Below are 14,315 nucleotides of genomic sequence, written 5' to 3' on the forward strand. Positions count from 1 at the left end.
GCGTGCACGGCAGACGTCGCGAAAACGTTGACTGGTTGACCACACAGGAGGCCAATCATGCGTCGCTACTTCTGGGGTTTGCTCATCGCCATCGCGCTCAGCGGCTGCGTCGTGGCCCCGGCGGGCTATGACTACTACAGCGATCCTGGCCCTTACTACGGTGGTCCGGCCCCTTACTACTACACCCCCTACTCCGTCTGGGGCGGCGGTTATTACTACTACGGCGACGGACACCGTCCGTGGCGTCACCGCTACCGCGGCTACGGTCGTGACTGAGGTCCGGGCCCAGCCGGGCGTTGCCAGATCAGTCTTCCGTTCCTGCTGACTTCGCGGATGCGATGGAGCGGAACGCGATGGGCAAAGCCCTCTTCGTCCGCGATCAGGCAGGAGAACCGGTCGCCCGGTTCGAAAGAGACTTGGTTGAGCGGGACCCGGATGATGCGGTCGGCCACGCGGTCGTAGTAACCGATGACGATCTTGCCGCGCCCGAAGCCGGGATCCCAGCGAATGCGACTGAGAAGTTCGTGAATGGGTGTCATCGTCGGCCTCTACCCCTGCCGCTTCGACCTCCGCGGACAACAGACGTTAGCGCCGCGCGTGGGCTCGAGACGGCGCATGACCGCATGCCTGAACATCGGCTTACAAGTTGCGACCAATGAGCTGAGGTGCAAGGGGTCGAACAAGCATGACCAAGGAAACGGAGACGATCATGACTCGCTTGATCATTGGAATGCTGGCCGCCGCGCTGCTCACCGGGTGCGTGGTCGTGCCGGCCGGATACCACTACCGGGATGACCCGTCCTGGTACAGGCACCGCGATTGGGACGACCGTCACCATCGCTACGGCTACCCGGACTATCGCTACGGGCCGTAAACGGCAAAGCCCCGCCGCCGCGAACCGGGGCGGGGCAATCCGGATGGGTCTTCAGGCAGCGGTGCGCGCGGCAGCGATCAGGCCGAGCGTCGAAGCGTCGTGCGCGCTCGTCTGATCGCCTGCCAGTTCGGCGGCGATGCGGCTCGCGATCTGCTTGCCGAGTTCGACGCCCCACTGGTCGAAGGCGTTGATGCCCCAGATCACGCTCTGAACGAAGACTTTGTGCTCATAGAGCGCGATTAGCGCGCCCAGCGAGCGCGGCGACAGGTCGGGCAGCAGCAACGTGTTGCTCGGGCGGTTACCCGGGAAGACACGATGCGGCACCAAGGCTTCGAGCGCCTCGCCTGAAAGTCCGCCCGCTGACAGTTCCGTACGGACTTCGTCGGCCGTCTTGCCCACCATCAGCGCCTTGCTCTGCGCGATGCAGTTGGCGAGCAGCAGGCGATGGTGATCAGCGAGCTTATGGCTCGCAGCGAGGGGCGCGATGAAGTCGACCGGGATCAGGTCCGTGCCCTGGTGCAGCAGCTGGAAGAAGGCGTGCTGGCCATTGGTGCCGGGCTCGCCCCAGATCACCGGGCAGGTCGCCGTTTCGACCGGCTTGCCGTCACGCGTGACCGACTTGCCGTTGCTCTCCATCTCGAGTTGCTGCAGGTAGGCCGGCAGACGCGCGAGGGCTTGGGCGTAGGGCGCGATCGAGATGCTTGACGAATCGAAGAAGCTGCGGTACCAGACGCCGAGCAGGCCGAGGACGACCGGCATGTTCGCGTCGAGCGGGGCTTCGACGAAATGGCAATCCATCGCGTGGGCGCCGTCGAGCAGCGCATTGAAGTTGTCGCGGCCGACGTAGATCGCGATCGGCAGGCCGACCGCCGACCACATCGAGTAACGACCGCCGACCCAGTCCCAGAAGCCGAACATGTTCGCCGTGTCGATGCCGAAGGCGGCGACGCGCTCGGCATTGGTCGAGACGGCGACGAAATGCTTCGCGACATCGGCCTCCGCCGCGCCGCTCGCGAGGAACCACGCGCGAGCAGTCGCCGCGTTGGTCATCGTCTCGATCGTCGTGAAGGTTTTCGATGCGACGATGAAGAGCGTCCGGCGCGGATCGACCTTCGCCAGCACGCCCGCCAAATGATCGCCGTCGATGTTCGACACGAAATGCATCGTCAGCCGCTCGTGCCCGCAGGCGGCAAGCGCCTGGCAAGCCATCGCTGGCCCAAGGTCGGAGCCGCCGATGCCGATATTGACGACGTCGGTGATCGATTCTTTCGTGTAACCGCGCCACTCGCCGCTGCGCACCGCCTCGGCGAACGTGCCCATGCGCTCGAGCACCTCGCGCACGGCAGGCATCACGTCCTGGCCGTCGACTTCGATCGGGGCTGCGCTGCGGTCGCGCAAGGCAACGTGCAGGACCGCGCGGTCTTCGGTCGTATTGATGCGGCGTCCGGCGAACATCGCGGCGCGGGCGGATTCGAGCCCGCGTTCGCGCGCAAGGCCGATCAGCAGGTCCATCGTGCGCGCGTCGATACGGTTCTTCGAGTAGTCGAGGAATAGTCCGGATGCGCGCAGCGAGAAGCGTTCGAAGCGCTCGGCGTCGGCCGCGAAAAGTTCGCGCATGTGTCGGTTGCCGACTTCGTCGCGATGCGCAGCCAAAGCCAGCCAGGCGGGAGAATTCGTCAGATTGCTCATGTCAGTTTTCGAAACCGCGGATGCGCTTGTCGCGCAGGGTTTGCTTGGTGCGTTCGAGCCGCTTGATGAGTTCGGGGCCGCTCGCGAGCGCGACGCTCACGGAGAGCACGTCGATGATCGCGAGATGCGCGATGCGCGAGGTCATCGGCGCATAGACGTCCGGATCCTCCGGTACGTCGGCCGCGAGCACGACGTTGGCGACGCGCGACAGTGGCGAGCCGCTGGCTGTGATCGCGATCACCCCTGCGCCGGCATCGCGCGCGAGTTCGCAGGCTCGAATGAGTTCCGGGGTCCGGCCGCTTGCGGAGATGGCTACGACCACGTCGCCCTCCTCGAGCAGCGTCGCGGCCATGCCTTGCGTGTGCGGATCGGCGTAGGCGACCGATGGAATCCCGAACCGGAAGAACTTGTGCTGCGCATCGGTCGCGACGATACCAGAATTGCCGACACCATAAAATTCCATGCGTCCGGCACGAGTAATCAGCTCGACGGCGCGTTCCAGCCGCACCGCGTCGAGCTGATTGCGCACGCTGATCAGCGCCCCGATCGTGCGATTGAAGACCTTGGGTGCGACTTCGTCGAGCGTGTCGTCGGGACCGACGTCGCGGTGTACATAAGGCACACCGCTCGCGAGGCTCTGCGCGAGGCGCAGCTTGAAGTCCTTGAAGCCGGTGAACCCCAGCGCATTGACGAAGCGCGCGACCGTGGGCTGGCTGACGCCGACGCGATAGGCGAGTTCGGCGATCGAGATGTTGAGCACTTCGTTCGGGCGCCCGAGCACGAATTCCGCGACGGCGCGTTCGGACTTGCGCAGGTCGCCAATGCTCGCCTCGATGCGTCCGAGCAGCGCACTCGTCTGGCGGAGGTCGGCATCGCCCGAGCCGTGCTCGGGCGGGGTATTGATCGGTAGGTCGTCCATGTCCGTAACCTTTGTCTCCGGTGTCCGTGGCGGCTCGTCACTCGGCGGGGCTGAAGAATACCTGCGTCGGGGCCGCATTTTGTCTCAGAAGTGCTGCAATCGGTTGCAGCAAGTGATCGTCCCGCTCCGCGGCCTGCTCGATCACCGCCGCCTTGCGTGGCCCGTTGATCTGCACGATGACGTTGCGGGCGTCGAGCAAGGCCGGCAGCGTCAAGCTGATGCGCGCATGCGGCGCCGCGGGCGGGGTCGTTGCGGCGAGCAACGGCGCTCCCGGGGAAAGCAGCTCTTGGAGCCCGTCGATGCCTGGGAAGAGCGACGCGAAATGACCATCTTCGCCCATGCCCAGGACGACAACGTCGATCGGTCGCGGCAAGTCGCGGAGGCGTTCGGCGCAGGCGACGAGACCCGCGGCGGGCGTCTCTTCACCGCCATAGAGCGGAACGAAGCGCGCCTCGGCGGCCGGCCCGCGCAACAGGTTCGCCTGAATCAAGCCCGCATTGCTGTCCGGATGATCCGCCGGCACCCAGCGTTCGTCGGCCAGGGTCACCGTCACCCGCGACCAGTCGAGCTTGCGCTGGCCGAGGGAGCGCAGAAACGGCAGCGGGCTGCGCCCGCCCGACACGACGAGACTTGCTTCGCCCCGCCGCCCGATCGCATGGCGCAGCATCGCCGCGACTCGGTCGGCGAGCGCCGCGGCCATCGTGGCGTTGTCGTCGAACACGTTCTGCCGGATGTGGCGCGGCAGTTGCAGTTCCATGGTGGCCACCATCGTCGTCATGATCAGGAATCCTGCAGCCAGGCGAGGCCGTCGCGGCCCACGAGGGCGCTGGAGGCGGCGGGGCCCCAGGTGCCTGCAGTGTATGGACGTGGCGGCGTGGGGTCCTGTTCCCAACCTTCGAGGATCGGTTCGATCCAGCGCCACGCGGCGTCGAGTTCGTCGCGGCGCATGAAAAGCGTCAGCTTGCCGCGGATCACGTCCATCAGCAGGCGCTCGTAGGCGTCCCATTGGCGCGTGTGATAGGTCTCGGCGAAGTCGAGGTTAAGCGCCACCGGGCGCAGGCGCATTTCGTCGCCCGGCACCTTCGCCATCAGATGCAGTTCCAGGCCCTCGTCCGGCTGCAGGCGGATCACGAGCCGGTTCGCGGCGCGCTCGCCCGATACCGACGGGAAGAGCGCGTGCGGCACCTCGTGGAAGTTCACGACGATCTCGGCGAGGCGCTCCTGCATGCGTTTGCCGGTCCGCAGATAGAACGGCACCCCGGCCCAGCGCCAGTTGTTGAGTTCAGCCTTCAGTGCGACGAAGGTCTCGGTGCGGCTGCCGGAGGGAATGCCCGGCTCTTCGAGATAGGCCGGCACCGGCTTGCCGTCGACCGCTCCGGCGCGGTACTGGCCGCGCACGGTGCGGCTGGCGACATCCTCGGCGCTCATCGGGCGCAGCGCGCGCAGCACCTTGAGCTTTTCGTCGCGCATCGCGTCCGGATCGATGCTGGCAGGCGGTTCCATCGCGACGATGCACAAGAGTTGCAGCAGGTGGTTCTGCACCATGTCGCGCAGTGCGCCCGTGTTGTCGTAGAACTCGCCCCGGCCTTCGACGCCGACCGTCTCCGCGAGCGTGATCTGCACGTCGCGCACGCAGGCACGGCTCCACAGCGGCTCGAAGAGCGCGTTGCCGAAGCGCAGCGCGATCAGGTTCTGGACCGTCTCCTTGCCGAGGTAGTGGTCGATCCGATAGATCTGCTCTTCCTTGAAGATCGCGCCGACCTGCTCGTTGATCTGGCGTGCGGAGGCGAGATCACGGCCGAGCGGCTTTTCGAGGACGACGCGGCTGTCGGGCGTGACGAGGCCGGCCGCGCCGAGGTTTTCGCAGATCGAAGCGAAGAGGCTCGGCGCGGTCGCCAAATAGAAAACGCGCACGCGGGCGGGATCGTTCCCGAGGACGGCGGTCAAACGCTCATAGTCCGCGGCCTCGCGCGCATCCAGCGGGACGTAGTCGAGGCAGCGGGCGAAGGCGGCCCAGGCGGCAGCATCGAAATCGCGCGCGGCGATGAACTGGCGCGCGTGCGCCTCGACTTTCGCGAGATATCCGTCGCGGCTCAGATCTTCCCGGCCGACGCCGACGATGCGCCAGCGGGCGGCATTCGGGTCGGCCGCGCTGTCGCGGTGGCGGTAATACAGCGCCGGAAGCAACTTTCGCATCGCGAGGTCGCCGCTGCCGCCAAACAGGATCAGATCGAACGCTTCTAGGGGGATCACTTTGTTTGCCTCTTCCGGTTGTTCTGGTCTTGCGCCGGCGTATTCGTAGCTTAAGGCGTCGGCGGTAGTAAATCTACAACAGATTAAAGCCGCAGAAATGTAGAAAGTCAACATGACTGTAGCTTGAGACTTTCATGGACGCGCTTTCATGATTTATCTCGAAGCACCTGTCTCTTTCCTCTGCATGCAGCAACATGGGCTGCAATCCGTGCCTCTTCGCGAGACCTTCGCCTTACGAACGAGGATCGATTTTGTTGAAAAGGTACTTGCATTAATTCGTGTAGTAATTCTACACTTGTTCTAAATCAAGTCGCAGATGGAGCCCAAACCGGATCCGGTCGTGCGACGTACCGATACGAAGGAGGTCCTCATGGCCGTCACTCCCGTCCTCAACCCCGTCCTTGCTCGCGTCACCGACCGCATCCGCGCTCGCAGCGCCGCCTCACGTTCCGCCTACCTCGGGCGCGTCGAGAAGGCGGCCAGCGCGGCAGGCAGCGCCCGCACCCATGTTTCCTGTGCCAACCAGGCCCACGCCTACGCGGCCTTCGCGCCGAACGACAAGCTCGTGCTGCGTCAGGCGCGGCTGCCGAACCTGGGGATCGTCTCCGCCTATAACGACATGTTGTCCGCGCACCAGCCCTTCGAACGCATGCCCGCGCTGATCAAGGAGGCCGCGCGCGGCGCCGGTGCGGTCGCGCAATTCGCTGGCGGCGTGCCCGCAATGTGCGACGGTGTGACCCAAGGCGAGGCCGGCATGGAGCTGTCGCTGTTCTCGCGTGACGTGATCGCGATGTCGACGGCGGTCGCCCTCTCGCACAACGTCTTCGACGGCACGCTCTGCCTGGGCGTGTGCGACAAGATCGTGCCGGGCCTGTTGATCGGCGCTCTGCAATTTGGACACCTGCCCACGATCTTCGTCCCCGCCGGCCCGATGACCACCGGTATCGGCAACGATGAGAAGGCGCGTGTGCGCCAGCTCTTCGCACAAGGCCGGGCGACGCGCGAAGAACTGCTCGAATCCGAGATGGCCGCCTATCACGGGCCCGGCACCTGCACCTTCTACGGCACCGCGAACAGCAACCAGATGCTGATGGAAGTAATGGGCCTGCACCTGCCCGGCGCCGCCTTCGTCAATCCGGGCACTCAGCTGCGCGACGAGCTGACGCGCGCTGCCGCGCGGCGCCTCGCAGGCATTACGCGGCTCGGAAAGGAATACATCCCGATCGCGAAAGTGGTGGATGAGCGCGCGATCGCCAACGCGATCGTCGGTCTGCTCGCCACCGGTGGTTCGACGAATCACACGATCCACCTCGTCGCGATCGCGGCCGCCGCCGGCATCCACATCGACTGGAACGACTTCGACGATCTGTCTGCCGCCGTGCCCTTGCTGACCCGCATCTACCCGAACGGCAGCGCCGATGTGAACCACTTCCACGCCGCGGGCGGGATGGGCTTCCTGATCCGCGAGTTGCTCGGCGCCGGTCTCTTGCATGGCGACGTGATGACGGTGATGGGCCAGGGCCTCGCGCGCTACGCCGAAGAGCCGTGGCAAGACAGCGAACAACTCGCATGGCGTCCGGCCGTGGAAACGAGCCTCGATCCGACGGTGCTGCGTCCGGCCGCCGAGCCGTTCAGCGCCGACGGCGGCCTGAAGCTGCTGAAGGGCAATCTCGGCCGCTCGGTGATCAAGGTGTCGGCCGTGAAGCCCGAGCACCGCGTCGTCGAGGCGCCCGCGCTCGTGTTCAACGATCAGGACGAGCTGATGGCGGCCTTCAAGCGCGGCGAGCTGACGCGCGATTTCGTTGCCGTCGTCCGCTTCCAGGGGCCGCGTGCGAACGGCATGCCGGAGCTGCACAAGCTGACCCCCGCCCTCGGCGTGCTGCAGGACCAGGGCTACCGCGTCGCCCTGGTGACCGACGGCCGCATGTCCGGTGCGTCGGGCAAGGTTCCGGCGGCGATCCACGTGACGCCGGAATGCCTCGCCGGCGGGCCGCTCGCGAAAGTCCGTGAAGGCGACCTGATCCGGCTCGATGCCGAGGCCGGCACGCTCGAAGTCCTCGTCGACGCGGCCGAGTGGGCGCGGCGCGACCTCGCCACCGCGGACCTCGAAGCCCACCAGCACGGCGTCGGGCGCGAGCTCTTCTTCAATGCGCGAGCCAATGCCTGCGGCGCCGAACAGGGCGCCAGCACCTTCGGCTCCACCCTGCCCGGCCCGCTTCAGGCGGCCTGAACCTGTTTCCGGAGATTCGACTGATGGACATTTCCACCCTGCTCGCCGCCAGCCCCGTGATGCCGGTGATCGTGCTCGATAAGGTATCGGACGCCGTGCCCCTTGCTCGTGCGCTCGTCGCCGGCGGCATCCGCGTCCTCGAAGTGACGCTGCGCACCGCCGCGGCGCTCGAGAGCGTGCGCGCGATCCGCGCCGAAGTGCCGGATGCGATCGTCGGTGTCGGCACGGTCATGACGCCGGCGGACCTCGCCGCCGCGGCCGAAGCCGGTGCGGTCTTCGCAGTGAGCCCGGGCGCGTCGCCCGAACTGCTCCGTGCCGGCCGTGAATCGACGATCCCGCTGCTGCCCGGCGTGATGACGCCGTCGGACGTGATCAACGCGCTCGCGGCCGGCTACACCGCGATGAAGCTCTTCCCCGCCGCGCAGGCCGGCGGCATCGGCATGCTGAAGGCCCTCGGCGGGCCCTTCCCGCAGGTGCGCTTCTGCCCGACTGGCGGGATCGACGCGACGAGCGCGCCGAATTTCCTTGCGCTGCCGAACGTGGCCTGCGTGGGCGGCTCGTGGTTGACCCCGGCCGACCGCGTACGTGCCGGCGACTGGGCCGCGATCACCGAGCTTGCGCGCGCCGCCGCAGCACTTCGCCCGGCGGAAGGCGCGAAGTGAGCGCTTTGGCGATGCCCTTCGCCCGCGCCGAAGCCTCGTCCTTCCGCGTACGCAAGGTCGAGTTCGGCGGAATTCCGGCGCTGGAGCTGCGCGACGAGCGCAGCGGCGCCTACGCGGTCTTCGCCCGGCGCGGGGCAACGCTGCTCGCGTGGCGCGTGCCGCACGCGGGCGAGATGGTCCCGCTCACCGACGGCTACGCCACGGCGGTCGAATTCGACAGCCAGAACGGCGTGCGCAACGGCATCCTCGCCCCCTTCTGCAACCGCATCGCCGACGGCCGCTATCGTTTCGACGACCGGGACTTCGACCTGTTGCCAGGCGTGCCGCACGGCCAACGCCTGATCTACCACGGCTTCCTGCGTGAGATGGACCTGAGCGTCGCGGACGTACAGGAAAGCCTCGCCGGCGCGAGCGCCCTCTTCACGGGCGCGATCCGCCCGAACGATTTCCCCGGCTATCCGTTCGCGCTGAAACTGAACGTGCGGGTGAGCTTCACCGCCAGGGCGATCGCGCTGACGATCACCGGCACCAACATCGGCGAACGCGCGATCCCCTACTCGGCCGGCTGGCATCCCTACTTCCGGCTCGGAGACGCACCGATCGAGACGCTGGAACTGACGGTGCCCGCCGCCCGCTGCGTCGTCACGGATGGGAACCTGCTGCCCCTGCCCGGCGAAGCGGCCTACACACCTGTGACGCAAGCCCCGCTCCCCGACTTCCGCGAGCCTCGGCCGATCGGCGACGCCGTCATCGACGGCTGCTACGCAGGCGCCGAGGCGGAAGCCGACGGACTGATCCGCAGCCGGCTACGCGACCCCGCGACCGGTCGCCGCCTGACCATGTGGCAGCGCGGCGGACTGACCCACGTCTTCACCGGCGACACGCTCGCGCGCGACGCACGGCGTTCGATCGCGATCGAGCCGGTCGAGGTCATGACCGACGCGTTCAACCGCGACGACTGCACGCGGACGATCCGTCTGCCGCCCGGCACGACATCCAGCTTCAGTTGCGGCGTCGAGTTCGACGTCGACTCCGCCCCCGCCACCTTCAACTCCGCTTCCAGCGCCATCGAGTGAGACCCGAGATGCCAGGCAAGAACACCAAGATCATTGCGACCGTCGGTCCCGCGAGCGCCGACGAGAACACTTTGCGTGCGCTCGCCGAGGCCGGCGCCGACGTCTTCCGGCTGAACTTCAGCCATGGTAGCCACGACGACCACCGCGCGGTCTATCACCGCATCCGGGCCGTCGAAGAACGCCTCGGCCGCCCGATCGGCGTACTGATCGACCTGCAGGGCCCGAAGCTGCGGCTCGGCACCTTCGCTGAAGGCGGCGTCACGCTCGCGCGCGGCGACCGCATCCGCTTCGACCTCGACCCGACGCCGGGCAATGCCGAGCGTGTGGCGATCCCGCATCCGGAAATCATCAATGCGGTTGGCCCCGGCCACGTGTTGCTGGTCGACGACGGCAAGATGCGGCTGAAGGTCGTCGCCAAAAGCGAGGGCGTGCTGGAGATGGAAGCGCTCACCGACGGGCGCCTGTCGGACCGCAAGGGCGTCAACGTCCCCGACGTCGCGCTGCCGCTGTCGGCGCTGACCGCCAAGGATCGCCGCGATCTCGCCTTCGGCCTGGAGCTGGGCATCGACTGGGTCGCGCTGTCCTTCGTGCAGCGGGCCGAGGACATTGCCGAAGCGCGCGAGCTGATCGGCGACAAGGCGCTGCTGATGGCGAAGATCGAGAAGCCCTCGGCGCTCGTCGAACTCGAAGAGATCATTGCGCTGGCCGACGGCATCATGGTGGCGCGCGGCGACCTCGGCGTGGAACTCCCGCCCGAAGACGTCCCTGGGCTGCAGAAGCGCATCGTGCGGCTGTGCCGCCGTGCAGGCAAGCCGGTCGTCGTCGCGACGCAGATGCTCGAATCGATGATCTCGGCGCCCGCTCCGACGCGTGCCGAAGCCTCCGACGTCGCAACCGCGGTGTTCGACGGCGCGGACGCGGTGATGCTGTCCGCCGAAACCGCGTCGGGCAAGTACCCCACCGACGCGCTCGAGATCATGGCGCGCATCATCGCCCGCACCGAGGCCGACCCACTGCAACGCCAGTTGATGGAAGCGGTCGGCGCCGATCCGAAGGGCAACACGACCGACGCGATCGGCACCGCGATCCGAGCCGTCGCAGAGACCTTGCCGCTGTCGGCGACCGTCGCCTTCACCGCCTCGGGCTCGACGGCACTGCGCATCGCGCACCAGCGCCCGCGTTCGCCGATCCTCGGGCTGACGCCCTCGCAATCCGTTGCCCGCCGCCTGTGCGTCGTCTGGGGCGTGCGTTCCCGCCGTTCGGTCGAGGCCTGCGAAGTCGAAGAGATCGTCAACGTCGCGCTCGAACATTGCCGCGCCGAAGGCCTCACCGCGCCGGGCCAGGCCGTCGTCGTCACCGCCGGCGTGCCCTTCGGCACCCCCGGCAGCACCAACCTGCTGCGCCTCGCGTGGCCGGCCGGCGAGGCACCCGTGCCCGCCTGAGGCCCCCGACCCCAACGAGAGACACACGAGAGAGAGACAGAGAGACAACCATGAACGCAACAGCCATCCACGCCAAGCTGCAAGCCCTCTTCCCGACGGAAGCCGACGTCCCCGCCGAATGCCGCGTCCTCGCGCCCTTGCACCAGCGCGCGATCCTCCTGAACGGCGAAATGCAGATCTGGAAGGGCGAGACGCGCCCGGTCTACTCGCCCGTGGCGATGCGCGCCGCCGACGGCAAGCTGACGCACGTTGAACTGGGCAGCTTCCCCGTCACCGGCACCGATGAAGCCGACGCCGCGATCGCCGCCGCGGTCAAGGCCTACGACAATGGCCGCGGCCAGTGGCCGACGATGTCCGTCGCCGAGCGCATCGCCTGCGTCGAGAACTTCACGAACCAGATCGTCGCGCGCCGGCACGAGATCGTGAACCTGATCATGTGGGAGATCGGCAAGAGCCTCGCTGACTCGGAGAAGGAATTCGACCGCACGATCGACTACATCAAGGCGACCATCGCCGAGCTGAAGAACCTCGACAACACCAACTCCCGCTTCCAGATCGTCGAGGGCACGATCGCGCAGATCCGCCGCTCGCCGCTCGGCATCGTGCTGTGCATGGGTCCGTACAACTACCCGATGAACGAAACCTTCTGCACCCTGATCCCGGCGCTGATCATGGGCAACGTCGTGCTCTTCAAGCCGCCGCGCTTCGGCGTGCTGTTGTACTACCCGATGCTGGAGGCCTTCCGCAGCGCCTTCCCGGCCGGGGCGATCAACATCGTGTACGGCCAGGGCAGCGTTGTGGTGCCGCACATCATGGCTTCAGGCAAGGTGAACGTGCTCGCGTTGATCGGCACCAGCAAGGTCGCCGACCAATTGAAGAAGGCCCACCCGAAGACCAACCGCCTGCGCGCGGTGCTCGGCCTCGAAGCCAAGAACGCCGCGATCATCCTCCCGGACGCCGACATCGAGCTCACGGTCAAGGAATGCATCACCGGCTCCCTCTCCTTCAACGGCCAGCGCTGCACGGCGCTCAAGATGATCCTCGTTCATCAGGCGATTGCCGACCAGTTCCTGCGCCGCTTCTGCGAGGAGATCGGAAAGCTCAAGATCGGCATGCCCTGGGAAAAGGGCGTGACGATCACGCCGCTGCCCGAGATGGCGAAGGTCGGCTACATGAACGAGCTGATCGAGGACGCGGTCGCGAAGGGCGCGAAAGTGCTCAACGACAACGGTGGCGCCTCGGTCGCGACGATGTTCCACCCGGCGGTCGTATTCCCCGTCCAGGAAGGCATGAAGCTCTATCGCGAGGAGCAGTTCGGCCCGGTCGTTCCGGTTGCGCCCTTCGAGGACATCGAAACCGCGCTCCAGTACGTCATCACCTCCGACCACGGCCAACAGGTATCGATCTTCGGCAACAACCCGGATCAGGTCGCGAGCCTCATCGATCCGCTCGTAAACCAGGTCGGCCGTGTCAACCTCAACGCCCAGTGCCAGCGCAGCCCCGACGTATTCCCGTTCAACGGCCGCAAGGATTCGGCCGAAGGCACCCTCTCGGTGCATGACGCGCTGCGCTCGTTCTCGATCCGCACGATGGTCGCCGCGAAGCAGACCGAGGCGTCGAGGAAGCTCCTCGACAGCATCGTGCTCGGCAACAAGTCGAACTTCGTGAATACGCGCTTCATCCTCTGATCGACGCACGATCGACCGTTCCTCCTCCGGGCCGGCATCACGCTCTCCAGAATCAGATGCCGGCCCTTTTTTCTACCTGCGCAAGCCCGCTGACGCCCGAACGACGACCATGACCACCATCTCTTCGATCGAAGCCCTCGAAATCCTCGACTCCCGCGGCAATCCCACCCTGCAAGCCACCGTCCGCCTCGACTCCGGCCACGCCGGCGTCGCCGCAGTGCCTTCCGGCGCCTCGACCGGCGCGCGTGAAGCCCTCGAACTTCGCGACGGCGACCCGGCGCGCTTCGGCGGCAAGGGCGTGACGAAAGCGCTCGCCAACGTCGAAGGCCCGATCGCCGCCGCGCTGAAAGGGCGCGACGCCCGCGACCAGGCCGCGATCGACGCGCTGCTGTGCGAGCTCGACGGCAGCGCCGACAAGTCGAAACTCGGCGCGAATGCGCTGCTCGCCGTGTCGCTCGCGACTGCCCACGCCGCCGCCAACGCCCAAGGCATCCCGCTCTACCGTCATCTCGGCGACGCCTCCCGCGGCTTCACGCTGCCGGTGCCGCTGATGAACGTCATGAACGGCGGCGCGCATGCGAACAACAGCCTGGACATCCAGGAATGCATGATCGTCCCGCACGGCTTCGAGCGCTTCGGCGACGCGCTGCGCGCCGGCGTCGGCGTCTTCCACGCGCTGAAGAAGCTCCTCGACGACAAGGGCTTCCCGACCTCGGTCGGCGACGAAGGCGGCTTCGCACCCAACGTCAGCGGCACGCGCGAAGCGCTCGACCTGATCCTCGAAGCGGTCGAACGCGCCGGCTACAAGCCCGGCTCCGAAATCGCGCTTGCGCTCGACTGCGCGGCCTCCGAATTCCACCATGACGGCGAATACCACCTCGAAGGCGAAGACAAGCATTTCTCGCGCGCCGAATTCTGCGGCTACCTCGCCGAGCTCGTCGGCGACTACCCGATCATCAGCATCGAGGACGGCATGGCCGAGGACGACTGGGCCGGCTGGGGCGTACTGACCGACCGCTTGGGCCGCCGCGTGCAGCTCGTCGGCGACGACCTTTTCGTCACCAACACCGAGATCCTCGCCAGCGGCATCGAGAAAGGCATCGCCAACGCGATCCTGATCAAGCCGAACCAGATCGGCACGCTGACCGAAACCCTTGCAGCGATGGAAATGGCGCGCCGCGCCGGCTACGCCTCGATCGTGTCGCACCGCTCGGGTGAGACCGGCGACACGACGATCGCCGACCTCGCGGTGGCGACCGCCTGCGGCCAGATCAAGACCGGCTCCGCCAGCCGCTCCGACCGCGTCGAGAAGTACAACCGCCTGCTCGCGATCGAACGCGAGCTCGGCGCCGACGCGCGCTTCGCGGGCTTCAGGGCCTTCGCGGCGCGCTGAGCCACGAGGCAACCCGCAACGATTGCTCTCCAACCGGCACCGCGATAACGCTCACTCCCTGGCGGTGGTGCCGGTTTCTTTTTGCTTTT

13 protein-coding genes are annotated in these 14,315 nt (G+C 66.9%); 8 read left to right on the forward strand and 5 right to left on the reverse strand.

Going from position 1 to position 14,315, the window contains the following annotated elements; all coding sequences use genetic code 11:
• The first annotated feature begins 57 nt into the window (after window positions 1-57).
• Entirely contained in the window at window positions 58-276 is a 219-nt protein-coding gene (locus AZKH_RS13400; RefSeq protein WP_051071681.1) for a hypothetical protein, read from the forward strand.
• Here AZKH_RS13400 and AZKH_RS13405 read toward each other — a convergent pair.
• Entirely contained in the window at window positions 261-539 is a 279-nt protein-coding gene (locus AZKH_RS13405; protein WP_015436321.1) for a DUF504 domain-containing protein, read from the reverse strand. The two genes, AZKH_RS13400 and AZKH_RS13405, sit on opposite strands and share 16 nt — an antisense overlap.
• Window positions 540-709: 170 nt before the next feature.
• Between AZKH_RS13405 and AZKH_RS13410 the strand changes: the two genes are divergently transcribed.
• Complete coding sequence (locus tag AZKH_RS13410) at window positions 710-874, forward strand: hypothetical protein (RefSeq protein ID WP_172642443.1); 165 nt, start codon at window positions 710-712, stop codon at window positions 872-874.
• Window positions 875-925: 51 nt separating this feature from the next.
• Here the strand turns inward: AZKH_RS13410 and pgi are convergent, their stop codons facing one another.
• The 4 genes from pgi to zwf are packed head-to-tail and all read right to left on the reverse strand — an operon-like array spanning window position 926 to window position 5,735.
• Window positions 926-2,563 (reverse strand): glucose-6-phosphate isomerase, encoded by a 1,638-nt coding sequence (gene pgi, locus AZKH_RS13415; protein WP_015436323.1) that lies wholly within the window; start codon window positions 2,561-2,563, stop codon window positions 926-928.
• A 1-nt stretch (window position 2,564) separates the two neighbouring features.
• Window positions 2,565-3,482 carry a transcriptional regulator HexR gene (hexR, locus tag AZKH_RS13420; RefSeq protein WP_015436324.1) on the reverse strand — a complete coding sequence of 306 codons (918 nt, stop codon included), beginning with the start codon at window positions 3,480-3,482 and terminating at the stop codon, window positions 2,565-2,567.
• Window positions 3,483-3,519: 37 nt separating this feature from the next.
• On the reverse strand, window positions 3,520-4,260 hold the full coding sequence (gene pgl / locus AZKH_RS13425) for a 6-phosphogluconolactonase (protein ID WP_015436325.1): 741 nt from the start codon (window positions 4,258-4,260) through the stop codon (window positions 3,520-3,522).
• A 2-nt stretch (window positions 4,261-4,262) separates the two neighbouring features.
• Entirely contained in the window at window positions 4,263-5,735 is a 1,473-nt protein-coding gene (gene zwf / locus AZKH_RS13430; RefSeq protein ID WP_015436326.1) for a glucose-6-phosphate dehydrogenase, read from the reverse strand.
• 370 nt (window positions 5,736-6,105) lie between these two features.
• On the opposite strand from zwf, the gene edd reads away from it, so the two are divergent.
• The 6 genes from edd to eno all read left to right on the forward strand — a co-directional run bounded on the left by edd (window position 6,106) and on the right by eno (window position 14,226).
• The gene (gene edd, locus AZKH_RS13435; protein ID WP_015436327.1) at window positions 6,106-7,965 is read left to right on the forward strand and encodes a phosphogluconate dehydratase; all 1,860 of its coding nucleotides are present in this window, start codon (window positions 6,106-6,108) and stop codon (window positions 7,963-7,965) included.
• 23 nt (window positions 7,966-7,988) lie between these two features.
• Window positions 7,989-8,627: a bifunctional 4-hydroxy-2-oxoglutarate aldolase/2-dehydro-3-deoxy-phosphogluconate aldolase gene (gene eda, locus AZKH_RS13440; protein ID WP_015436328.1), complete on the forward strand. Its 639-nt coding sequence runs from the start codon at window positions 7,989-7,991 to the stop codon at window positions 8,625-8,627.
• Complete coding sequence (locus tag AZKH_RS13445; RefSeq protein ID WP_231874409.1) at window positions 8,624-9,703, forward strand: aldose 1-epimerase; 1,080 nt, start codon at window positions 8,624-8,626, stop codon at window positions 9,701-9,703. The genes eda and AZKH_RS13445 overlap by 4 nt, the downstream gene beginning before the upstream one ends.
• An 8-nt stretch (window positions 9,704-9,711) precedes the next feature.
• The gene (gene pyk, locus AZKH_RS13450) at window positions 9,712-11,145 is read left to right on the forward strand and encodes a pyruvate kinase (protein ID WP_015436330.1); all 1,434 of its coding nucleotides are present in this window, start codon (window positions 9,712-9,714) and stop codon (window positions 11,143-11,145) included.
• Window positions 11,146-11,195: 50 nt separating this feature from the next.
• A complete protein-coding gene (locus AZKH_RS13455) occupies window positions 11,196-12,833 on the forward strand; it encodes an NADP-dependent glyceraldehyde-3-phosphate dehydrogenase (protein WP_015436331.1) in 1,638 nt (545 codons plus the stop codon).
• A 109-nt stretch (window positions 12,834-12,942) separates the two neighbouring features.
• Window positions 12,943-14,226 (forward strand): phosphopyruvate hydratase, encoded by a 1,284-nt coding sequence (eno, locus tag AZKH_RS13460; RefSeq protein WP_015436332.1) that lies wholly within the window; start codon window positions 12,943-12,945, stop codon window positions 14,224-14,226.
• Window positions 14,227-14,315: the final 89 nt, after the last annotated feature.

Origin of the sequence: Azoarcus sp. KH32C, assembly GCF_000349945.1 — a bacterium.
Classification (GTDB): Bacteria; Pseudomonadota; Gammaproteobacteria; order Burkholderiales; family Rhodocyclaceae; genus Aromatoleum.